Here is a 23,585-nt window from a genome sequence, read left to right as displayed (position 1 = left end):
ACTCCATCTGATTGATTCCTGCAGGTGCAAGCATAGCCGCTGTTTTCTTACGCTTTACTTACCAACAGTGAAGTCACTGGAAATTATTAGTTGCTGCTTTAGTGCTGCGGGTTTTTATCCGACTGAGCTGTCAGTAAAAACAGAATTTTATCCATATTCAGCTTTTCATAAGGCATTAAACGTTCAGGTTTTCCCTCACGTAAAATAGATAAATGATCAGCGGTAAAGGCCAGCACTGCAGTGGACGTAGTGATGGTATTGCCTTCTACTTTGTACTGGCAGTGCGCCAGATCTAAAAAAGCCAAAATACGGGTACGGATACTTGTCATCATGGGTTGAGCTCCGGTGTAGCGCTTTTTAATAATAATCCCTGGTGGTGAACTGCTTCTCTCACTCCGGGAGGAGTTCTCATGCACAGGCTCTGACAAAAATTAAGATGACTTTGTTCCTTTGGCTGGATAAAAAGCAGAAAAATTACGATGAATGCAGCCTGAACTCCGTTTAGTCGCTGGTATTTTGCGATTGATTAAATAAAAGTGTTGGTTTATTAATGTGTTTGTAACATTGTTAACTTCTAATATTTAGCCGTTAAAATTATAAACAACTCAAAAGTGAACTCCATGAGCATAAAAAATCTATGTGCTGTCGCTGTTGCACTGGCGCTTAGCCAGCAGCTTCAGGCTGAACTGCTGATCTCCGAATACCTTGAAGGGTCTTCCAATAACAAAGCGATTGAACTGGTGAATCTGGGCTCTCAGAGCCTTGATTTGTCTCAGTACAAACTGCAGATGTTTTTTAATGGCAATACCACAGCAGCAGCAACCATTAATTTAACCGGTACTTTGGCACCAGGCGCTGTCTATGTGATTGCCAATAACAATGCTGTAGCGGCGTTAAAAGACAAAGCTCAGTTGCTGAATAGTTCATCCTGGTACAACGGTGATGATGCGTTGGTACTTTCTAAAGGCGAACTGGTCATTGATTCTTTTGGTCAGGTTGGCTTTGACCCGGGCAGTGCCTGGAATTCAGGTGGCGTCTCTACCCTAGATAAAACCTTAAGACGTAAAGCGTCAATTACTCAGGGAGATAGCAACCCTGCGGACCTGTTTGATCCTTCTTTGGAATACGAGCAGTTTGCTCAGGATGATTTCAGCGATATAGGTTTTTATAACGGCTCAGGCCCTACTGATCCGGAAGAGCCTGAGCCGGAAGAACCAGTTTATGTGCATGGCCAGTGTGGTGATGTAGCCACCTTTATTTCCGCTATTCAGGGCGAGACAGATGAATCGCCACTGAAAGGGCAGACCCTTTCTGTTGAAGCCGTCGTCACTGCCAGCTATCAGGACAACAGTGGTTTAAAAGGCTTTTTTATTCAGGAAGAAATGGCCGATCAGGATCAAAACCCTCTGACCTCTGAAGGGGTGTTTGTTTACGACAATCTGTTTGGTAAAGCAGCATCAGTGGGTGACAAAGTTCGTGTCAGCGCCGTGGTGGAGGAGTCTTTTGGTCAGACTCAATTGGCAAAACTGCTGGACTTAACCGACTGTGGCGAAGGCGAGGACATAGCAGCTGTTGCTGTGACGTTGCCGGTCAGCAGTTTAAGCCAGCTCGAAGCACTGGAAGGCATGAAAGTTCGTTTAACCGAACGTCTGACGGTCACTGATAACTACGGTTTAGGTCGTTACAACGAGCTGACCTTATCTTCTGAACGTTTGTATCAGCCAACACAAATTGCATTACCAGGCGATGCAGCAAAAGCTGTGATGGCAGCCAATAGCCTGAACAAGCTGGTGCTGGATGATGGTTCTAATCTGCAGAATAAAGATCAGGTTTACCCTGCGCCAGGTTTATCGGCCAGCAATACCTTGAGGGTGGGTGATGAAGTGCTGCCTTTTGATGCAGTGCTTGGTTATGGCTTCAGTAAATACCGGGTGCATCCTCTGACTGAACCTGTATTTATCAGCAGTAATCCCCGCACAGAACAACCTGCCATCAGCAAAGGTGATTACCGTATCGCCAGTATTAATGTACTGAACTATTTTAACGGTGACGGCACAGGTATCGGTTTCCCTACATCCCGTGGTGCTTCCACTGCTGTTGAATTTGCCAAACAGCGCAGCAAAATTATCGCCGCTATTGCGGCCATGAACGCCGATTTAATCGGTTTGCTGGAAATGGAAAACGACGGTTTTTCCGAACAAAGCGCCCTTGCAGATTTAGTCCGTGGTTTAAATGAAGAAGCGGGGGCTGATGTCTGGGCTTTTGTTGATTTTGCCATGCCACAGGTAGGAACCGACGCTATTACCTCGGCAATTATCTATCGCAAAGACAAAGTGACTCAGGCTGGTCTGGCTGCTGTAACTACTGCTGTGCCTTTTGATTACGGCAACAGGGCGCTGATCAGTCAAAGCTTTAAAGTAGAGCAATCTGCTGAATTGTTGAATTTCACTGTGGTGCATTTACGCTCCAAAGGCAGTTGTCCAAGTAATAAATCCGACCTGGCCAATCTGGACTCAGGCGATGGACAAGGCTGCTGGAATGCGGTGCGTCTGCAGGCTGTACAAGCCATGCACAACTGGTTAGCAGGTCACCCTACAGGTGTCGAAACCGACAACAGTGTGATCGTAGGTGATTTTAATGCCTATATGCTGGAAGACCCTATCCGGGCAATGAATGATGCCGGTTATGTGCAGTTAAGCCAGCAGGCTCATGGCAACAAAGTCAGCTCTTACCAGTTTAATGGTGAGTCGGGCAGTCTGGATCATGTGTTTGCCGCTGGTGATATCAGAAGCCGGGTGGCCGAAGTGACAGAATGGGCAATCAATGCCGACGAACCTGCCATTCTGGATTACAACGAAGAGTATAAATCGGACATAGCGAAAGCCAACTTCTATGCGCCAGGTCCGTTCCGCTCCTCTGATCATGACCCTATGGTGATGTCGGTTCATTTTGCAAAACCTGTGGTGCAGGACCAGTTGTTTATGCTGGACGAGCAGGCTGCAGCCGGCACTGTCGTAGGGCAAATTGTCACCAGTTCTGCAGTGGCTATTGCCCATTATCAGTTGTCGGGTGAACAAGCTGCATGGTTTAACATCAGCTCTACAGGTCAGTTGATGGTGGCTGCTGGTGCTGATTTAGACTTTGAAAGCCGTCAGGTGCTGCGGTTTGATTTAACAGTGCAAACTGAATCTGGTTTAGTGTCTGAACCCGCCACTATTGAAGTACAGCTGAATGATTTACCTGAGTTGCCAGTGGTTACGCTTGAGGGCTTAGCTACAGTGATCTCTGATCAGAGTAAGCCTGGTACTGTGCTTGCGACAGTCACGGCACAAGCGACAGGCAATAATGCTGTGATTGAAAAAATCCAGCTGGTTGAAGGTGATAAGTATCTGGTGCTGAAAAATGGCCAGTTAACGCTGAAAAAGAAGCTGAATGCCAAACATCAGCCGGAGTTGCGTTTCAGCATTAAAGCAACAGACTCTTTGGGTGTCAGCACCAGTGTCAGTTATGTCATTGAAGTGAAAGATGGCAAAAGTAATACTGTGCTGCAATGGGTGATTTCGGTGATCAACAAAGTGTTAGGTTGGTTATTTGGTTAATGAATTTTAGCCCTGAACTAAACTAAAGTAACAGCCACCACCAGGTGGCTGTTTTACATTTTGCTGTCCTGCAAAATGCCTGTTCAGGCCAGCGTCGCTGCGCTCCGCTGTTAACAATGGTTCCCGACCATTGTTTTACATTTTGCTGTCCTGCAAAATGCCTGTTCAGGCCAGCGTTGCTGCGCTCCGCTGTTAACAATGGTTCCCGACCATTGTTTTACATTTTGTGCTACTCAAAAGCGGTTTTTGGCTATTCGGCTGATGGTGCTGCCTGTCAGTAAAGTTTTATGCTACAAAGAACCTCATCATTTACCCTCTGTCTGAGTGAGCAGGCTTTATATAAGGAAGATAGTCAGGTGAAAGCAAAGTATTGGATAGTGTTTATCAGCACAGCGGGCTTGCTGGTGGGATGTTCGTCAACCGATCACAGACGTTCAACAGCTCCTGCGATTTTTACAGCTTGTGTGCATCCGGATCAGAGTAAGCAATTCAGCTATCGCAAAGGGCGTCCTATGCAAATGGAGCAGAAAGTGATGATGCAGCGCATAGCGGAAGAGCAACAAAGGCAAAGACGCCCAGGCCGTCCTTCTAATGCCAACCGTTATGATAAAGAACTGGGGGAAGGTCCTTTGTATGATGAACTGGCTGAGTTAATGGAAACAAAACAGTTTTGTAAAGAAGGTTACTTTGAACTCGACAGTCATTTTGAACATGGTTACGAGCGAATTATTGGTGAATGTAATGACAGCGCCACTGATCAGGAAATGAAAACGCTGGCTCTATGTGGCCCTGCGGACAGGTTATAGCAGAGGCCGTGCCTCAGGAACACTTTTGAAAAGAGCGGCTAACAGCGGGAAAGCCGACACTGTCCAGCCAGTCGAAGGCGTCATTTGGCCGGGTGAATATTTTTTTCTGGTTAGTGTAGTCAGCTGAGTTGATAAATTTATCCAGTTGATGCTCTTTCAGCAGGTTTGAATGAAACACATAAGCTGTATAGCGCAGTTGATGCAAAACACACCATCTCACCAGTTCTTTCATGACGTTCTCAAAATCCGGCGTGCCTAACTGCCACTGATCTAAATAAACTATTCTGGCCCAGGGCTGGCCATTCATTGACTGAACCAGCTGTTTGAGCTGAGCTGTGTAATCCAGTGCTGTATCCATACTCCAGGCGCCGTAAATTTCGGCCAGTACCAGCTGATTTTCCTGCCAAAGTTTAAAGTGTCCGTGATAGCTCATGCTCTGTTCCTGATCCGTCTTCAGATGTGCAGTAAGGCAGATAACTATGGTACAGCCTTAGTGTTCTCACAAGGCAAAGGGCAGTCGCAACTGGCAGAAATACACAGAACTAAGATAAGCTGCTATGAATGCTAGTGAATTATCTGTTTAGTATGGGATCCGTATGCAGCTTTCTGATGTGGTTATTCTTAGCGGTGCACGCACTGCTATTGGCAGTTTTGCCGGCGCTTTGTCTTCGTTAAGTCCTGCAGAGTTGGGGACTGTGGCAGCTAAAGCCACCATCAATCGCAGTGGTGTGGTGGCAGAGCAAATTGACCATGCGGTTTTTGGCCATATTATTACCACAGCAACAGCAGATGCTTATTTAGCCCGTCATATAGCGCTGAACTCTGGGTTGTCTGTGACCAGTGCTGCATTTAATGTCAACAGGTTATGTGGCTCAGCCTTGCAAGCTGTGATTTCTGCAGCTCAGTTGATCCAACTAGGCCAAAGCCAGATTGCTCTGGCCGGTGGCGCTGAAAGTATGAGCAATGGCGCTTATCTATTGCCTGCGGTGCGCAGAGGTTTACGCCTTGGTCATGCAGCAGTGACAGATTTAACCTTAGGGATTTTGTCCGACCCTTTTGGCACTGGTCATATGGGCCTGACTGCTGAAACTATAGCGACTCAATACGGCTTTAGCCGCAGTGAACTGGATGCTTATGCCTGCGAAAGTCAGCGCCGTGCGGCTTATGCGCAGCAGCAAGGCTACTTCGATGAACAAATTGCGCCTGTAGTGGTTCAGTCCCGTCAGAACGAACTCTGGGTAAAACAGGATGAACATATCAGGCCTGATACCACAGTGGAGAGTTTAAGCCGCCTTAAAGCTGCATTTAAAAAGGACGGTCTGGTCACAGCGGGTAATGCCTCAGGTTTAAATGATGGTGCGGCCGCTTTGGTGTTAACCAGTGCCAGTGAAGCGAATCGTCTTGGTGTAAAAGCCGCAGCCCGATTAATTGGTTATAGTTTTGCCGGCGTGGAACCTGCGCTGATGGGGCTTGGGCCTATACCCGCAGTGCAAAAGTTATTGAGTCAGACCGGGCTTTCACTGCAACAGATGGACGTGATTGAATCCAACGAAGCTTTTGCCTCACAGGCGATGGCGGTCTGTCAGACTTTGGGGTTTGACAGCACTAAAGTAAATCCAAACGGGGGCGCTATAGCACTTGGGCATCCGGTTGGAGCTACGGGGGCTATTTTAGTGGTAAAAGCTTTGGCTGAATTACAAAGAACGGCAGGGCGTTATGGCCTGATCACCATGTGTATAGGGGGCGGGCAGGGCATTGCTTTATTGATTGAACGACTCTGATAAAAGAAACCCCGGTTTAGTTTTTGTCCGCAAAGGGACTAAAAGCTCTGAACCGGGGTTCCAGGGGCTCATCAGAAGTGATAGTTCAGACCAACAGCAAAGCGTGTGGTTTTAATCTTTTCATCACCAAGTCCTGAAGTTTCTACGTCAGCCGCCATATAATCAGCACTGACGATCAGAGTCAGCTTTTCTGCAAGATTATAAGTTGCCAAAGCTCCTACTAGTGGCGCAGTGCCTGAATCTAATCTGCTGTGACTGAAACCACCCATGAGTTCAGGTGCAACATAGGATAATTTTGTGTCTACATGCATCAGGCCAAAACGAGCACCAAAAGCCCAACCAGCCATCAAAGGATCTGTCAGATACTGAGCTGTTAAGCCCAAAGCTTTGGTATCGATAAAATGCTGAGTATCATAGTTGCCCGATTCAGTGACCAATGTACCAGGGCCTGTAAATACCTTGCCAAAATCTGTATAGCTTAAATTCAGTGACCAGTTAGACGTTAACTCGTAACCCAGAGTTAAGCCAACAGAGGTATCGTGATCTGAGAAGCTGTCGCCTTGTTGTTTCGCAGAGCCCACATCGACAGTCAGATTTAATGCATCAGCATGGGCAGCGACCAAGGGAGATAACGTGATACATGGTAATGCAATCAGTAAAGCACTAAGACTTTTCATGAATATCCTTATTTTGTTGATAAATGACTTACACAGAACTTTGAATTATGTATTTCTAAACGAATGAATATCGCAACAGGCAGGCAGAGCGCAGCCTGAAGCTTTTTGTCCACCTTAGTTGGTCGTTTGTTGTGGCTCTGGTGTTTCTGCAGTTAAAGATTGTTCTGACGCTTTTTTGTTTTGTCTCCAATAGGCCTTTGCCGTTAAAGGTGACAGGATCTGGCCTGTTTGCCATACCGGAATATGGGTTTGGAAATAATACTTTTCCGATGCTTTACCTTCGCTGATAAACCAAATGGTTTGACGTGAAGCTGCGCCATTCACCACTATGGTTTTCCCTATAAAGTACTGCTCTGGTTTTTGATCCGGATACAGTGTGGCAAATTCCTCCAACATTTCTGCAGTCAGTGCCACAGTGACATTACGTCTGTCGCGGTAATCGTATTCTGTATTCAGGTAAACCACCTTACCTACCTTTGCTGCATTTTTTATCTCCAGCGAAAATAGACCTGGTACGACCGCGGGCGCTGACTGCTCAGACATTACTATGGCATCCCAAGCCGTCAAGCCCGGTTTGACTGGTGCAGGTTCTTGTTGCACTGCGCAACCCGTTAAAGCAACCATCAGCAGGGGATATAACAGAACAACTTTCATTTCATTCATCCTTGTGTTGAACAACAGACTTTCATCGCTGAACGCTCTGTAAAATTTAGTGTGGCTTTGTTACTTGTTTCAGCTTGAATTAGCCCAGCTAACACAACAAAAAATTTACTTTTATCAATGGTTTCTGTTGATCCTTATCAGTATTCGCCTGATCAAAACCAACTAAACTACACAGACTATTTATCTGAAGCAGAGGACTTATATGCGTTGTTACTCGGCCGAACAGGCGCTTTCATTGATCCAGAATGACGAAACCATTTGGTGTCATTCGATGGCGGCAACTCCCTATGCCATGCTCAATGGCCTTGCCCGTGTTGCGTTGGATAAACAAAACCTGACCTTACTTAGCCTGCACACAGAACACAGCGAAGCTTTGTGTGCTCATGAGCTCAAAGGCCATTTACGCCAGCGGGTGTTTTTTGTTGGCAGACCCAGTCGCCCAGCAGTGAATGCGGGGCTGGCTGATTATGTGCCTGCCTTTTTATCGGAAATTCCTAAGTTATTCCGCAGTGGGGAGCAAAAGCTCGATACCGCTATTATTCAGGTATCGCCACCGGATAAACATGGCTTGTGTAGTCTGGGTATTTCAGTTGAGGCAACCAGAGCGGCTTTGCAATCGGCGAAAAAAATCATTGCACAAGTCAATCCGAATATGCCCCGCACTCATGGCGATTCTTTTGTGCATCTGAAAGATTTTGCCGCTTATGTGGAACTCGAGAGTCCTATTCCTTTGCATTTACCTGCTGTGGTTGATCCGGTGACAGCACAAATAGGCCGTCATGTGGCGAGTTTAGTGCGTGATGGTGATTGCCTGCAAATGGGCATAGGGGCTATTCCTGACGCCACTCTGGCTTGTCTTGGTGACAGGCAGCATTTAGGTATTCATACCGAAATGTTTTCCGATGGCGTATTGCCTTTACTGGAAAAAGGCGTGTTTACCAACCGTAATAAGAAAAAACATCCGGGCAAAATAGTCACTACTTTTGCGATGGGCAGCCAGGCTTTGTACAACTTTGTGGATGATAACCCTGAAGTGGTGTTTTTAGATGTGGCTTACACCAATGACACGGCTGTGATCCGGCAGAACCCGCAGGTGATGGCAATCAACAGTGCTTTGCAGGTGGATTTATCCGGTCAGGTTTGTGCCGATTCATTGGGAACCCGTATTTATTCAGGAGTGGGCGGGCAGATGGATTTTGTGCGTGGTGCAGCTTTGTCTGAAGGCGGGCGTTCTGTCATTGCTTTACCTGCCACAGCTGCGGGCGGCACAGTGTCCCGTATCAGTTCTTTATTGGCGCCTGGCGCTGGTGTGGTCACGACCCGGGCTCATGTGCATTATGTGGTGACAGAATTTGGAGTGGCAAACTTGCGGGCGCGCAGTTTGACCGAAAGAGCCAGAGCCTTAATTGATATAGCAGCACCACAATTTCGGGAACAACTGGCTAAAGCCGCTTATGAAGATTGGGGTTTGCTGGTGTAAGGTAAATACTGAAAAAAGCCCTGAGTTCACCTCAGGGCCTGAGCGCTCACACTGAACAAATCAAAGTCCAGCTGCTGTCTGAGCCCGGAACAGACTGAGTCCACCAGTTGGCGCGATAGACTTTGTTCTGATAGGACAGATAATCGCCTTCACTGGCATGGCTGGGTTGACCACTCCAGTCTTTTTGCGGCCAGTTAGGGTAGGCAAAAATCTGAGCTGGATCCAGACCTGCACAACCCGGTGTTGTGGTTTCTGCCGGTTTTAAATCCAGATTGACAAAGTGAGTGTTATGACTCAGATAAAAGCGGTTTTGTGCAGGGGGTGGCTGCACTGTGATCAGGCCATTTTGTTGTAAACCAATCTGCAGCAAAGTGCTGTGCTGAGTATTGACCAGCTGAGCTAAATCCAACGCCCATTGCTGATTGATGGCCGTTGTTTGGGTGATCAACAGACTTTGCTCCATCAGTTCCTGACCTGAGTTGTCAAATACGCGCACTACCGCAGTTTCACCTGCAGAGCCTGTCTGCCCTGAAGTTAAATAGGCGCCTTTATCAAACCAGACGGGGTCTGGAGCCGGGTTTGTGTTGCTATTGACCAGCAACACATCTGAGCAGTTATAAAAGCCTTCTCCAGCTGCGTCTTCTCTTTGCCAGCGGGTATAAAGTACGGCTTTGCCCTGACGATCCGCAGGCAAGCTGATGTTCAACAGATAATAACCCGCTTGTGCTGTGATATCCGCTTGCTGGTGAATTAACTGTAATTTATCCCAGCTTAAAAGCTCTGTGGCCGGATCATAATCGGCGCTGGATAAATACACTTGCCAGTAGCTGGGGTTATGTGGCGTTGTGGCTTTAAATTTCAGTTGCAGGCTGTTTTGCTGGCTTAGATCAATAGTGCTGTAGTGCCAATGCGCTGAAGGTGCATCCATACCGGCTTTGCGGGCATCGCCACCAGCACACAGCAAGCCTGTGGTCAGTTTGGCTTTTACTGCACTGATATCCTGATAGTTGGCGACATTGCTGGAGAATTCGTGGTGCTGACTCAAAGGGTATTCGCCGGATTGCACAAAAGCGGCACGACAGGCGAGGTTGGGTATGCCAGAGCCGTCAGCAGGCCACCAGTAGCCGCCATCTTCTTTACAAATTTGCTGTCGGGCTTTGGGGTATTCCACATAACCATGGGCCTGACTGTGAAAAGAACAGAGCAGGGCAAGCAAGCTCAAAGTTCCGGTGAAAAGTTGTGATGTGTTCATAACAGATTTCCTTAAAAAAGGCGCCGGACTCAATCCGGCGCTGTAAAGGGTAAAGAAATTATCAGTGGCACAAGATTAAGAAGCGGTGCAGATCAAAGTCCAACTGCTGTCTGAGCCTGGTACTGAGTTGGTCCACCAATTGGCTTTGTAAATCAGGTTCTGATAACGAATGTAGTTTCCACCAGCCGCGTGATCGCCCTGAGGCCATGTCGGGTAGGTCACTACTGTGGCAGGCACTCCAACGCAACTGCCGCCGTTATTACCACCATCACCGCCAGAGCCACCACTGATGGTGCCTGCTGGTAATTGTGGGTAGTCCTGTTTTAGTGCAAAAGACTTTGTACCTACAGTGATACGCCAGTTCGACGGCATAGGGATAGGCAGGTAGTAGTTCAGTGTCATCTCCAAAGTGGCACCTGAAGCTAAAGGGCTGTGGCCCGGCAGGGTGAATTCCGCTCGGTGGAAATCATTGTCCAGACCGCCAATATTATTGCCTGAGCTATTGGAACCATTTTCAATAACCGTAGTACCTAAACCGCTTTGATCCGTCACGTTATTGCCTGTTGCTGTGGGCACATCAAAGCTGATTTTTGTGCCTCCAGGTAAGGTTTGACCGCTGTTATTCACCAACGTCAGTTTAGGATTCAGTGGGTAGTTTGAATCACCTAATTTAAAACCACCCAGACTGACGTTCAGATCCAGACTGCTGGCAGGTAAAGGCCTTGGGTCACGCTGATTGCCATACAAAGAAGCGGTTTTAAATTTGTTATAGAAGATACTGGTTAAGTCATCACCAAAACCATATTCGCCTGTGCTGCTGTTGTAGCTGTAATCACCCGCCAGCTCCCAAAACATTACACCGCCTATGCCTCGTTCGATAATGTAATCGGCTTTGGCGGCAATACTGGTTTCATCTTCAATCGACAAAAAGACTTTTTTGGTCGTGTTCCAAAGCCATGGCGCAACCAGCGTGCTGTCGTAATGGTGCTGATAAGTGCCAATCAGTTGATCTTCTGGCTGATTGACAGGGTCCAGGCCATAAATACTGGCATAGCTACCTAAGATACCAGCCTGCAGGTTTTTGGTATGCCAGAGTGGGTTAGAGCCAGCTGGCATTTCATTGCCATCTTTGCCCAAATCATGCCAGAGGTTGTCTATGCCGACAGCACCGCTGCCACATTGGTTTTGTGCTGAACCGCCCGTACCGGCCGGACACTGATTCTGGTTAGGCAAAGGTGCTTTGCCCCATAAACCATGGGTTCCGCCTGTGACATTGTTCCAGCCGCGACTGTAATAAGGCACACCAATATTGATGCGGCCCGCTTGCATAGCGCCACGGAAATAGTGGTAAGCCCAGTCGGTATTTAAGTAGCCGATGTTTTGGTACTGCGCCGAATTGTAGTAGTTCCAGGTCGCCAGCTCGTTGTCTTGTCCATCATCAAACAAGGCTGCATTAGGCCCAACATACTGATTCCATGCGCCGTGCAAGTCGTAGGTCATAATGTTGACGTAATCCAGATACTGGGTGACAGGAAAAGCTTCCATGCCACGCAGCAGATAACCGGACGAAGGCGAGGCTATGGTCAGCAGATAGTGTTTGCCATCCGCTACTGAGGCCGCATCCAGTTTTTCTCTTAAGGTTTTCATCAATACCACATAAGAAGCCATCAAGCCGCCACGGCGGGCATTGGCTATGGTGAAATCATCCGGGTTTCCAGAGTCTTTCATGGTAGAAGGATACTCGTAGTCAATATCGGCACCATCAAAACCATAAGTGCGCAGGAAACTGACGACTGAATCGGCAAAGGTATTGATGCCGTTGTAGTTGATGCTGTTGTCCGCATTGGTGGTCATGCTGTAGAAGCCACCACTGGCAATACGTTCACCAGCATCATTAAAGAAACCACCTGTTTCAGCCCAGCCACCGATGGAGATCAGGGTTTTGACATGCGGGTACTGTTTTTTGTATTTATTCAGCAGGTTAAAATGGCCTTTGTAGTTAAACTCCGGGTCCATTTCTGCCCCTGCAACACCAGGCCATTCCATACCAGTGGCCGCATTGGCTGCACTTTGGATGTTGCCTATGCCTACCTGATTGCTGGCATTGACATGGGCGAAGGCATAGTTGATGTGACTGATTTTACTCCACGGAATATTGGGCACTAAATAAGTGGGCTGACCATTAGCGCCATTACGCCAACTGGTGAAGTAACCAATGATACGGCGTTTATGATCGGCGCCCATCAGCTCACGACCATTGCTGTCGTACACTGTGCAATAAGGTATATCCAGATCAGGCGTGGCATATAAACCATCAGGACGACAAGCGGCATGACCACTTTGCTCATCTGTGACATTAACCAAAACCGAGACTTCGCTGCTTGCACCCAGATTGTCTGTTGCCACCACTCTGAGTTGCTGCTGACCCGCAACTGCTGTCCAACTGGTGGTATAAGGAGCTGCGGTTTGTTCGGCCAATAAGCTGGTGCCGAGATAAAACTGCACTTTGGCCACTGTACCGTCGCTATCACTGGCAGAGGCACTGATTAAGATCGTTTCACCTGTTCTGTACTGGCTGTTATTGGCAGGAGAGGAGAGGCTGACTTGTGGCGGTTGATTGCCTGGTGCGCTGGTCACGCTAAAGGCAATAGTACTGCTTTGACTGCTGGCATTTTCATTATCAAAAGCCACAGCATACAGCTGATGATTACCGGCTACCGCTGTCCATGGTGCCTGATACGGGCTGCTGGTATCCGAGCTTAACAGCTGATTATTCAGGTAAAAATCGACTTTGCTGATGCTGCCATCCGGATCTGTGGCATTGGCACTGAAGCTAATCACAGTACCAGCGCTAAAGCTGGTATTAGCAGCAGGGCTGGTGATACTTGCACTGGGCAATTGATTTTCGACTGCACCATCGCAGCTTCCAAGTAAAGTCCATTCCTGATAAGGATTGGAATACAAGGCTGGATCACGGTTTTGGTTCCACCAGTTGGCTTGGTAAGCGTTGTTTTGATGTTTCACCTGATTATTGGTGACATAAGTGCCGCCTGCATCCCATGACGCCAAAGGGGCGCAGTCGAGTGCAAGACTGCTGAAACTGCTCAGGCTCAGTAGCCCACACAGATAAAGTTTTTGTACCTGTTGCATAAAGCTATTCTCTTATTTGTTGTGTGGCAGATAAAACAACGGGCCATTTTTGACGCAGGCCCGTTGTTTTGAGATGGTTATTGCGCCGGATGGCCTAAACCTTCGTGCATAGCGTTGAGGATATGGCCGTTGTCTGCATCCAGTTCCCAGGCAAAAATGCCGCCCAGTTGGTGCTGCAATACATAGTTACCTTTGGCTTGTACAGAACGTTTGGTGTCGAAGCTGATTAAAGTGCCGACAGCGGAATTCCAGACATAGCTGGCTTTGGCCGTGTCGTCCCACAACAGGCTGAAGCCATTGGCTCCGGTGCCATTCACGCCACCCATATAGTCGGCTTCGATTTTTTTATAGTCTTCAATACCCGCTTCCCAGCTACCGCTGATGCCTGCGCCGCCAGTGCCGGTAAACGGATTATTACCACTGACGTTACTGACATTTTTCCAGCCACGGCCATACATAGCGGCACCTAAGGTGATTTTGCCTGCAGGCACCTGACGTGACAGCAAATGCTGTACGGCTTCGTCAGCACTAAAACCTGGCAATGGAGAGTTTGGATTGGGGTATAAAGTAGCCTGATGGCCTAACACTCCGTTCCAGGCACCGTAATAGTCGTAGGTCATCAGGTTGATGTAGTCCATGTACGGATGAGCTGCTTCCCAGTCGACCAGTTGCAGTTTTTGTACACCACCACTCATGGCTGCGGTTAACTCATAAGTGCGGCCTGTTTCCACACTTAAGGCATCCAGCGCCAAACGTAAATCACGCATCAACAGGGCAAAACCAGCGCCATCCTGAGCTGAACCAAGCGTAGGGTGAGCACCACCACCGCCAGGGAATTCCCAGTCGATATCCACACCGTCAAAGAAGTCGTAGGTTTGGATCATATCGACAATGGACTCAACAAAAGTAGCGCGGGCTTGCGCATTGACCCCTATGGTGTACAGCGGATCAGACAAGGTCCAGCCACCCACTGAAGGTAAGATTTTCAGATTTGGATGTGTTTTTTTCAGCCGGTACAGCTCGGCGAAAATACCCCGTACTGGTTGATCCCAGGTGTCACCCGGATAGGATTTTTCTAAAGCTGCAAATTTGTCATGCACCACCACTGTGTAATCCGGTTTGCCGGCACATTGCGCCATTAACGCGCTGTACCCTTGTGGATTGGCATCATTCAGTGAACTATTGGGGCCACAAACCGGAATAAAACCATAAAACAGGTGGGTCAGGTTTTTGGCTGGAATATCTGCAACATGGTAATTGCGGCCATAAATGCCCCATTCAACAAAATAACCACCCACCATTTTTCCTGTGCTGTTGCTGTGCGCGACGTTGTTTTGTTTCAGCGGTTGAGGGTAATTACTGGCATTGATATCAGTCCATGGATCAAAACCACCGTCACCGCCTCCGGTATCACCACCGCCTGTGTCACCACCTCCGGAGCCTGTCACTGTGATCACTCGTTTATCGCTGGCGGTACAGGTTTTTTCGGCCCCTTGCTGATTGCACAGTTGCACAACAAACTCATAACTGCCTGCAGTGGTGACCAGCGAATTGGTGTTGCCACTTTGTGCATTCTGACCATTAGGCGTTATGGTTGAAGTGTAAACCACAGTGCCATTGCGGGTTAAATTCCATTCATTACCATTGGTACCCCACCACATATCCCATTGCAGCGGAATATTAAACTGGCCATTCACCAGGCTGACATTAGTTTCCTGCCAGGCCAATTGAGGTTTACCCGGCGCTGCTGGTGCTGCACTCAACTGCGTGCAGCATAACAGGCTGGATAATACTAATAAAAAAACAGGATGGGGTAAGCGGGTCTGCAAAATTGTACGGCGCGATCTCTGATCCGCCTGAGTGAAAGATGTTGTTAACATGAAATCTCCGGTCTGTGTTTATAGCAATAATGTGCTTCTGTATGCCGATGAGGACACTGACCACGGACCATCCTTCTCCCAGTGTGTTACCAGCGCATTAAAAATTAGCTTAAATGACATCGCTGTCAATTATTGATCATTTCAGTTTGATTATAAATTTATGATAATTTGATTATATTTTGTTATCTGTTTGAAATTAAGAGACAAAAAACAAAAGTTTATGACGGATTAAAATGACAGCGATAGACATTTGTTTTGCGGGTTTTATCTTTTTGGTTTTTTTATAGGAAATTGTAACTATGGATGTTTTACCAAAAAGTATAGTTTTTGCGTAAAACTGAGACGCTGAGACGGCAAGTTGGCTCACTCTGGAGTATGATATTGCGGATTAAAAAGATTCAAACCTCAGGCCAAACAGGTCCAAAACAGAACCAAGACAAAACTAAAAAAACAGAAGGAACCATAGGATGCACCTCAACAAAATTATGCTGGCATTAAGCCTTGGCGGCGCTTTAGCTTTAACGGCTTGTACACCTGCTGAAGAGCAAAAAACAGAACAACAAAATACAGCTGCAGCTGCTGCACCAACAAGCGATACCTTAGCCAGCTCGCTGGTCGCAGGCTTTGAAAAACGCCTGGATATCTACCGCACTGTGGATTTAACGGCAGATTTATCTGGTATATCAGCACAACATAAACAGATGCTGGCCAAGCTGATTGAAGCGTCGGAAATTATGGATCAGTTGTTCTGGAAGCAGGCTTTTTCAGAAGATAAACAAAGCTTTTTAGGCAAAATAACGGATGCCAAAACCAAAGCGTTTGCCGATGTAAACTACGGCCCCTGGGACAGATTACAAGGTGATGAGGTGTTTTTAACAGGCTATACAGCTAAGCCTCTGGGCGCTCAGTTTTATCCATCTGATATGACCAAAGAAGAGTTTGAAAAGGCCGATTTCGCCGATAAAAACGGGCTTTATTCGGCAGTACAACGCGACAAAGACGGCAACTTAGTGGCTGTACCTTATTCGCAGCTGTACAAAACAGAACTGACAGCAGCAGCCGTTTTATTAAAAGAAGCTGCGGCTTTATCGGAAGATAAAGACTTTGCCAATTACCTGACGATGCGCGCTGAAGCCTTTTTAACTGACAATTATCAGCCGTCCGATTTTGCCTGGATGGCGATGAAAACCAACCCTATAGATGTGGTGATTGGTCCTATTGAAACCTATGAAGATCAGTTATTTGGTTACCGCGCAGCTTTTGAATCTTATGTACTGGTGAAAGATTTAGCCTGGAGTGAACGTTTAGCTAAATACGCTGCTACGTTACCAGCTTTGCAAAAAGGTCTGCCGGTGCCAGAACAATACAAAACTGAAAGCCCAGGCTCCGATGCGGACTTAAATGCCTATGACGTGATTTATTACGCCGGTCATTCCAATTCAGGTGGCAAAACTATCGCCATTAACTTGCCCAATGATGAGCAGGTGCAGCTGGAAAAAGGCACGCGCCGTTTGCAGTTAAAAAATGCGATGCAGGCTAAGTTTGAACATATTATGTCGCCTATTGCTGATGTATTGATCGCACCTTCGCAGCGCCAGCATGTGACTTTTGATGCCTTTTTTAACAACGTGATGTTCCATGAAGTAGCGCATGGTTTAGGTATTAAAAACACCATCAATAACAAAGGCACAGTGCGCCAGAGCTTAAAAGAGCTATCGGGTGGTCTGGAAGAAGGCAAAGCCGATATTTTAGGTTTGTATATGATTTCCCAGTTGTCGGAGCAGGGTTTATTACCTGATGCCAAAATGGAAGATTTTTACACCACTTTTATGGCTGGTATTTTCCGCTCAGTACGTTTTGGCGCATCCAGCGCACACGGCAAAGCCAATATGGTGTGTTTTAACTACTTTGCCGAGCAGGGCGCTTTTGTCCGTAATGACGACGGCACCTATCAGGTGGATTACGTCAAAATGAAACAAGCTATGACCTCGTTGTCGCAACTGATCCTGACGTTGCAGGGGGACGGTAACTACGAAGGTGTGGCGTCTTTGATGGCAGATAAAGGCGTGATCAAAACTCAGCTGGCTGATGATTTGGCCCGTTTAACCAGTGCTAATATCCCTGTGGATATTATCTTTAATCAGGGTAAAGGTGTTTTAGGTTTGTAATTGTCGCAACAAGAGCCCAGCCTTTGCCAGAGGCAAAGACCGCTACCACCCCGACAGTTGCAATAGACTGTACATCCTGCACATAAACAGGGTCAGAGCTTGTGCTCTGACCCTCAGTGTTTTTTGCAACGAACAGCATCAAAAATGCTAAATTTTATGAAATTTAGCCGGGAATTTACATAAACAATAATCCTCTAATTAGCCATCTATCCTGCTGAGTTCCCCATTTATCCCGTTTTCCCGCTTGAAATTTGGCCTGAGCCTGGTGTTGCGTTACCCTATAAAAGCGTTATATGCCCAAAGTAATGTTTGTCGCAGACAGGCAACAACAGCTTGGTCAACTCGGCTGTTTCTGTACTTGGGTATTTCTTCTCACTACTTACCAAAGGTTATTCAATGGTCAAGCCCACAATTCTGGCTCTGTCTATCGCAGCGGCCTGTCCTTCTATTGTCTATGCAACGGATAGTTTAAATACTGCAGAGCAGCAGGATTTAGCGACACAGCTACAGCAACTTAAACTTCAGGTTGAGGCTTTGGAAAGCCGTTTAGCAGAGCAGACTAAGCAAGAATCTGAAGCGGAAAATCAGCAAAACACTGCAACAACCGAAGTTGAAAAACCGGCCGCTGAAAAACCTGCTGATGGCATCGAAGTCGGCGGTGCCGTGCGGACAAACTTCAGTCATACCTCTTATGATGAAGGCAATAAAAATCGCGGTGGTGATTTTGACTTCGACCTGCTGCGACTGGATTTTCGCGGCACAGTTGGGGATGTCAGCTTAAATGCCGAGATTCGTTTTTTTGATTACATGACGGCGGTTAAAAAAGCCTATGTGGCTTATCAATTGGATGAGCTGTGGCAAGCCCAGTTGGGTATCACTCAGGTGCCTTTTGGCAATTGGCCTTACAACTCAAATAACTACTTCTTTAGCAGTAATTATTACCTGGGTTTAGAAGATGACCACGATTTGGGCTTGCTGTTTAAACGGCAGATTTCTGATCAGTGGCAGTTGGATATAGGCTTTTTCAAAAACGATGAACTCGGTGGCATAGATGGTTATGTTGGAGATAAAACCGACCGCTATTCCTACGATATAGTCGGCGCTCGCGGTGCGACCGAAGATATTTATGGCGAACCCATTCAAGCATTGGCAGAAACCAATACCTTTGTCAGCCGTTTTGGTTATCACCTGACAGAGGGCCAGTTGCACACCGAACTTGGTTTTTCTGCGCTGTCCGGCAAGTTGCACGATGGTGCGCATAATGCTGGTGATTATCAGGCTTTTGCTTTGCATCTGAACAGCCGCTATCAGCATTGGCAGTTACAGCTGCAACATAGCCAGTATCACTATGATCTGGATGGTATAGAGCGTATCGCTGTAGGAGCTTACGGTTTTTATGACTCTATAGCAGCAGAAGCAAAATCAGCCACAGTCAACCTGGCCTATGATGTACCAGTTCAGTGGGGCCCTGTCACTGATTTGCAGTTTTATAACAACTACAGTCTGGTGTATGACAAATCCGATCAAAGCCGCAGTACTTTGATGAATGTCACAGGCTTTTCTATTGCTGCAGGTTCACTCTTTACCTATGTGGATTATGTGCACGCCCGTAACCAGCCTTTTGTCGGTGGCAGTATGGCCGGAAACAGTGCGGAAGAAGAGCAACGTTTTAATATCAATATTGGCTATTACTTTTAGCCGGTCTTTTTCCCGACATTTTTAACCGCGTGATCCGAAATAACTGGTCACTCAGGCTGGTGACCAGTGTAGGCGCACATTAAAACTACAGCAGGTACAGAATGAACGAACAAAAAGATCCGATGATCCCTGATGGCAGGGTCAATGCTATCGACACCGACTATCAGGTCGGGCAAGACAATATTCTGGTGAAACTTGGCCCTTTTGGTCTGGATATTCATAACAGAGTATTTTTGATCTCAGGCTTGAGTATTGTGGCTTTTGTCATACTTACATTGGTATTCCAGAGCCAAACCGCGCCGGTGTTTTCTGCTATGCGTGGTTGGCTGACCAGTAATCTGGACTGGTTTTTTATCAGTGTCGCCAATATTTTTGTGCTGCTTTGCCTGGCACTTATTGTATCGCCTCTGGGTAAAGTGCGGCTGGGCGGCACAGAGGCCACACCCGATTACAGCTATTTGGGCTGGTTTTCGATGTTATTTGCCGCCGGTATGGGCATAGGCCTGATGTTTTATGGTGTGTCCGAACCTTTATCTCATTTCAGCAGTGCCTTAACTGGCCCAGTACTGGAAAATGGCAGTCGTACTGATTGGGCGCCACTTGCTGGTGCTGTCGGCGATCCTGTCGAAGCTGCACGTTTGGGTATGGCGGCTACTATTTACCACTGGGCGCTGCATCCATGGGCTATTTACGCCATTTTAGCGCTGGGGTTGGCGTTGTTTTCCTTTAACAAAGGTTTGCCACTGACGATCCGGTCGGTGTTTTATCCCTTGTTAGGAGAGCGGGTTTGGGGCTGGCCAGGGCATTGCATTGATATTCTTGCGGTATTTGCCACTTTATTTGGTTTGGCAACATCGCTTGGGCTGGGGTCTGCTCAGGCCGCTGCCGGTTTGCACCTGCTGTTTGGTGTGCCTGAAGGTCAGACGACCCAAATAGTATTAGTGGTGGTGATTACGCTGATTGCTTTGGTTTCGGTCGTGGCGGGCTTGGATGCGGGCGTAAAACGTTTATCTGAAATCAATATGGCACTGGCGGCACTGCTGCTGTTGTCCGTGATTGTGCTTGGGCCAACACTAGTGATATTAACTGGCGTGTTGGATAACCTTGGGGCTTATCTGCAGTATTTACCTGCTCTTGCCAATCCGGTTGGGCGCGAAGACAGTAATTTCCTGCAAGGCTGGACGGCCTTTTACTGGGCCTGGTGGATCAGTTGGTCGCCTTTTGTCGGCATGTTTATCGCTCGTGTATCCAGAGGCCGAACTGTACGTGAGTTTTTAATTTCAGTACTGCTGGTACCTTCTTTCGCTTGTGTATTGTGGATGACCGTCTTTGGCTCTACTGCTATTCATCAACTGGTGCAGGATAGTTATCAGGCGGCAGTCTCGGCAGCATTGCCACTGCAATTGTTTCAAATGCTGCAGGCCTTACCATTGGCCAATATCACCTCCTTTATTGCCATAGTGCTGGTGGTGGTGTTTTTTGTTACCTCCTCTGATTCAGGCTCATTGGTGATCGATACCATAGCGGCTGGAGGTAAAGTGAATGTGCCTGTGGCGCAGCGGGTGTTTTGGTGCACCTTCGAAGGCTTGGTTGCTATAGCGCTGGTGCTGGGCGGTGGCTTAGTGGCATTGCAGGCCATGGCAGTTTCGACCGGCTTTCCTTTTGCTTTGGTGTTATTAGCCTCTTGTGTGTCTGTTGTGATAGGGCTGAGATCAGAGCCTCGTAGTTAACCGCTGGATGATCAAGGCAGGAGGAGATCACTCCTCCTGCTTTCATGGAGAAGGCAATCGAATGCAGATAGAACAAATAGAAATTTTGAATTTTTTAAAGCGCTACAGCCCTTTTAAAGAGCTGCCGGATGACTTATTGCACCAGACTGCGATGCAGGTAGACATTGGTTATTTTAAAGCTGGTACGCCGATATTGCGTTTTGGTGAGCCGCTACAGGCTTTGCATCTGGTTCGCAGCGGTGCCGTCGAAACCTACAGACGTAATGGCGTGTTGTATAACAGACTCAGCGAAGGAGGAATTTTTGCTGAGCAAGGCTTATTGCGCGATAAAACTGTTATTTTTCCTGCTACAGCGATAGAAGACAGCCTGATCTATTTTATTCCTGTGGACTGTTTTGAATTGCTGTATCAATCCGATGAAGTCTTTGCTGATTATGTTGAGATAGGCGATACCCAACGCAAAAAGAGCGGGGTTCTTGCCGACAAAAGTAGCAATGATTTAATGAGTTCAGAAGTTCGCCAGTTGATTGGCAGAGCTGCTGTAACTTTAGCCGCAGATGCCACAGTGCAGCAGGCGGCGCAATTGATGCAACAAGAGTCGGTGTCGTGCTTGTTGATTGTAGCGGACCAGTCAAAAGACGCGGCTTTGGTTGGCATAGTGACAGACAGGGATCTACGTAACAGACTAATAGCTGCAGGTTTGGATTATCAGCAAAAAGTAGCAGTGGTGATGACCACCGAACTGGTGTGTATAGAGCAACACCAGTTTGTGTTTGAAGCCATGTTATTGATGCTGCGTCACAATGTGCATCACTTACCCGTGCTTGAAGAGGGCAAGGTGCTGGGTATTATTTCTATCGCCGACGTGATCCGTTATGAGTCGCAAAACAGCCTGTACATTGTCAGCAGCATTTTCCGCCAGCAAACGGTGGCTGAACTACAAAGCCTGAGCACTGAATTAGCCTCCTGTTTTGTCCGTATGGTCAATGAAGATGCTAACTCCAGAATGATTGGCGCTGCTATGGCGGTGACAGGCCGCAGTTTTAAGCAACGTTTACTCGAGCTGGCAGAGCAACAATTGGGGCCACCACCTGTGCCTTATTGTTTTCTGGCCTTGGGCTCTATGGCGCGGGATGAACAGCTGATCGTGACGGATCAGGACAATGCGTTGGTGCTGCATAATGACTATGACCCGGTTTTGCATCAGGACTATTTTGCTGCGCTGGCTCAGTTTGTTTGCGATGGTTTGGCCCTTTGTGGTTACAGCTATTGCAGTGGCGATATTATGGCCACCAACAGTCAGTGGCGACAGCCGCTACGAGTCTGGCAGCAGTATTTCACGGACTGGATTGAAAAACCTGATGCTCAGCGATTGCTCAACAGCGGTATATTTTTTGATTTAGAAGGGGTTTGGGGCCAAGTGCAATGGGCCGATCAACTGAATCAACAAATCAGGCGTCAGGTAAAAGCCAATCCGGACTTTTTAGCCTGTATGGCCAGAAATGCTATCAGCCGGACGCCACCATTAGGTTTCTTTAAAGATTTTGTGCTGGAAAATGATGGTCAGCAAAATAACTCACTGGATATTAAACGCAGAGGTACCGCGCCATTGGCCGACCTGGTCAGAGTGCATGCTTTATCTATTGGCTGCGCTGCAACCAATACCTATGAGCGTTTATTGGCAGTCAAAGCGGCCGGAATTTTACCTAAGGGCAGGGCTGATGATTTGATTGATGCTCTGGAAGTGATAGCTATGGTACGAATTCGTCAGCAAGCCAAGTCGATCCAAGCGGGCAGAGCGGCGGATAACAAAGTCAAACCTGAAGAACTCTCAGCGTTTGAACGTAAAACCTTAAAAGAAGCCTTTCAAATTCTAAGCTTCGCGCAAAAATTTCTGAAGTTTCGTTACCCAGGCGGGCGACAGTAACAGAGGTGTTATGTTTTATCTGAAAAAGCAGGAATTAAAAACAGATCCACTGCAGATGCTGAGCAAAAACTGGCAAAACACCATGCAGCAGTTGGAGTTAAAGGCCAAAGACCCCAGGTTAAAGGTTTTTTATCAGGCAGGCGCTGCAGCTGCTGAGACTGCTTTGCAAGAGATCTCTTTTGTCGCTTTAGATTTTGAAACCACAGGCTTAGATCCTGTACGCGATGGCATCGTCAGCATAGGGCTGGTGCCGCTAACGTTGGAGCGAATTCACAGCAGCAAGGCACAAAGTTATCTGGTCAAACCCAGAGTACAGCTCAACGAAAGTTCAGTGATAGTGCATGGTATTACCGACAGCGCCATAGCGCAGGCTGCTGATTTAGAACTCTATATTGAGCCTTTGTTGCAGGCTTTGGCAGGAAAAGTCGTGCTGGTGCATCATCTGCCTATCGAGCGCGCCTTTTTGTATCATGGTTTGATGAGTCGTTTAGGTGAAGGTATCGTTTTTCCCATGATTGATACTTTGGCGTTAGAGCGGGGTTTTACTCAATCAGGTCTACAGGGATGGTGGCGAAGTATCAGAGGGCAATCCAAGCCTTCGTTACGCCTTGCCGATTGCCGGCAGCGGTACCAGCTACCGGCTTATCAACCTCATCATGCGGTGACAGACGCCATTGCCTGTGCTGAATTATTTCAGGCTCAGGTGGCGCAACATTTTTCGGCATCAACTCCAGTTGGCAAGCTGTGGAGTTGATACCGCGTCTTTTTTGATAG

At 47.4% G+C, this 23,585-nt stretch carries 16 protein-coding genes; 9 read left to right on the top strand and 7 right to left on the bottom strand.

Annotated elements, in window-relative coordinates; translation table 11 throughout:
• Positions 1-98: 98 nt before the first annotated feature.
• Positions 99-332: a hypothetical protein gene (locus P3C17_RS10640; RefSeq protein ID WP_300929423.1), complete on the bottom strand. Its 234-nt coding sequence runs from the start codon at positions 330-332 to the stop codon at positions 99-101.
• Between the two features lie 288 nt (positions 333-620).
• On the opposite strand from P3C17_RS10640, the gene P3C17_RS10635 reads away from it, so the two are divergent.
• Positions 621-3,599 carry an ExeM/NucH family extracellular endonuclease gene (locus P3C17_RS10635; protein WP_300929422.1) on the top strand — a complete coding sequence of 993 codons (2,979 nt, stop codon included), beginning with the start codon at positions 621-623 and terminating at the stop codon, positions 3,597-3,599.
• Positions 3,600-3,955: 356 nt separating this feature from the next.
• Positions 3,956-4,405 (top strand): hypothetical protein, encoded by a 450-nt coding sequence (locus tag P3C17_RS10630; RefSeq protein ID WP_300929421.1) that lies wholly within the window; start codon positions 3,956-3,958, stop codon positions 4,403-4,405.
• 13 nt (positions 4,406-4,418) lie between these two features.
• Here P3C17_RS10630 and P3C17_RS10625 read toward each other — a convergent pair whose 3' ends face one another.
• Entirely contained in the window at positions 4,419-4,838 is a 420-nt protein-coding gene (locus P3C17_RS10625; RefSeq protein WP_300929420.1) for a hypothetical protein, read from the bottom strand.
• 163 nt (positions 4,839-5,001) lie between these two features.
• On the opposite strand from P3C17_RS10625, the gene bktB reads away from it, so the two are divergent.
• Positions 5,002-6,186, top strand: a complete 1,185-nt coding sequence (gene bktB, locus P3C17_RS10620) for a beta-ketothiolase BktB (protein WP_300929419.1) — start codon at positions 5,002-5,004, stop codon at positions 6,184-6,186.
• Positions 6,187-6,257: 71 nt separating this feature from the next.
• Here the strand turns inward: bktB and P3C17_RS10615 are convergent, their stop codons facing one another.
• The gene (locus P3C17_RS10615) at positions 6,258-6,863 is read right to left on the bottom strand and encodes an outer membrane beta-barrel protein (protein ID WP_300929418.1); all 606 of its coding nucleotides are present in this window, start codon (positions 6,861-6,863) and stop codon (positions 6,258-6,260) included.
• A gap of 114 nt (positions 6,864-6,977) precedes the next feature.
• Positions 6,978-7,517, bottom strand: coding sequence for a hypothetical protein (locus tag P3C17_RS10610; protein ID WP_300929417.1), 540 nt, complete (start codon positions 7,515-7,517; stop codon positions 6,978-6,980).
• A 211-nt stretch (positions 7,518-7,728) separates the two neighbouring features.
• Between P3C17_RS10610 and P3C17_RS10605 the strand changes: the two genes are divergently transcribed.
• Positions 7,729-9,006 carry an acetyl-CoA hydrolase/transferase C-terminal domain-containing protein gene (locus P3C17_RS10605; RefSeq protein WP_300929416.1) on the top strand — a complete coding sequence of 426 codons (1,278 nt, stop codon included), beginning with the start codon at positions 7,729-7,731 and terminating at the stop codon, positions 9,004-9,006.
• Between the two features lie 46 nt (positions 9,007-9,052).
• Here the strand turns inward: P3C17_RS10605 and P3C17_RS10600 are convergent, their stop codons facing one another.
• The 3 genes from P3C17_RS10600 to P3C17_RS10590 form a co-directional block, all read right to left on the bottom strand.
• Positions 9,053-10,258, bottom strand: a complete 1,206-nt coding sequence (locus P3C17_RS10600) for a lytic polysaccharide monooxygenase (protein WP_300929415.1) — start codon at positions 10,256-10,258, stop codon at positions 9,053-9,055.
• A gap of 75 nt (positions 10,259-10,333) precedes the next feature.
• Positions 10,334-13,408: a glycosyl hydrolase family 18 protein gene (locus P3C17_RS10595; protein WP_300929414.1), complete on the bottom strand. Its 3,075-nt coding sequence runs from the start codon at positions 13,406-13,408 to the stop codon at positions 10,334-10,336.
• Positions 13,409-13,485: 77 nt separating this feature from the next.
• Positions 13,486-15,288 (bottom strand): glycosyl hydrolase family 18 protein, encoded by a 1,803-nt coding sequence (locus P3C17_RS10590; protein WP_300929413.1) that lies wholly within the window; start codon positions 15,286-15,288, stop codon positions 13,486-13,488.
• A 467-nt stretch (positions 15,289-15,755) separates the two neighbouring features.
• Between P3C17_RS10590 and P3C17_RS10585 the strand changes: the two genes are divergently transcribed.
• From P3C17_RS10585 to P3C17_RS10565, 5 genes are all read left to right on the top strand, one after another.
• Entirely contained in the window at positions 15,756-17,456 is a 1,701-nt protein-coding gene (locus tag P3C17_RS10585; protein ID WP_300929412.1) for a Zn-dependent hydrolase, read from the top strand.
• Positions 17,457-17,852: 396 nt separating this feature from the next.
• Positions 17,853-19,154: a porin gene (locus P3C17_RS10580; protein WP_300929411.1), complete on the top strand. Its 1,302-nt coding sequence runs from the start codon at positions 17,853-17,855 to the stop codon at positions 19,152-19,154.
• 101 nt (positions 19,155-19,255) lie between these two features.
• Complete coding sequence (locus tag P3C17_RS10575; protein WP_300929410.1) at positions 19,256-20,884, top strand: BCCT family transporter; 1,629 nt, start codon at positions 19,256-19,258, stop codon at positions 20,882-20,884.
• Positions 20,885-20,945: 61 nt separating this feature from the next.
• Positions 20,946-22,811, top strand: coding sequence for a putative nucleotidyltransferase substrate binding domain-containing protein (locus tag P3C17_RS10570; RefSeq protein ID WP_300929409.1), 1,866 nt, complete (start codon positions 20,946-20,948; stop codon positions 22,809-22,811).
• A 10-nt stretch (positions 22,812-22,821) separates the two neighbouring features.
• Entirely contained in the window at positions 22,822-23,565 is a 744-nt protein-coding gene (locus tag P3C17_RS10565; protein ID WP_300929408.1) for a 3'-5' exonuclease, read from the top strand.
• Positions 23,566-23,585 lie beyond the last annotated feature (20 nt).

This window comes from Rheinheimera sp. 1928-s (assembly GCF_029269265.1).
Classification (GTDB): domain Bacteria; phylum Pseudomonadota; class Gammaproteobacteria; order Enterobacterales; family Alteromonadaceae; genus Pararheinheimera.
This window is presented reverse-complemented; position numbering and strand designations above follow the sequence as displayed.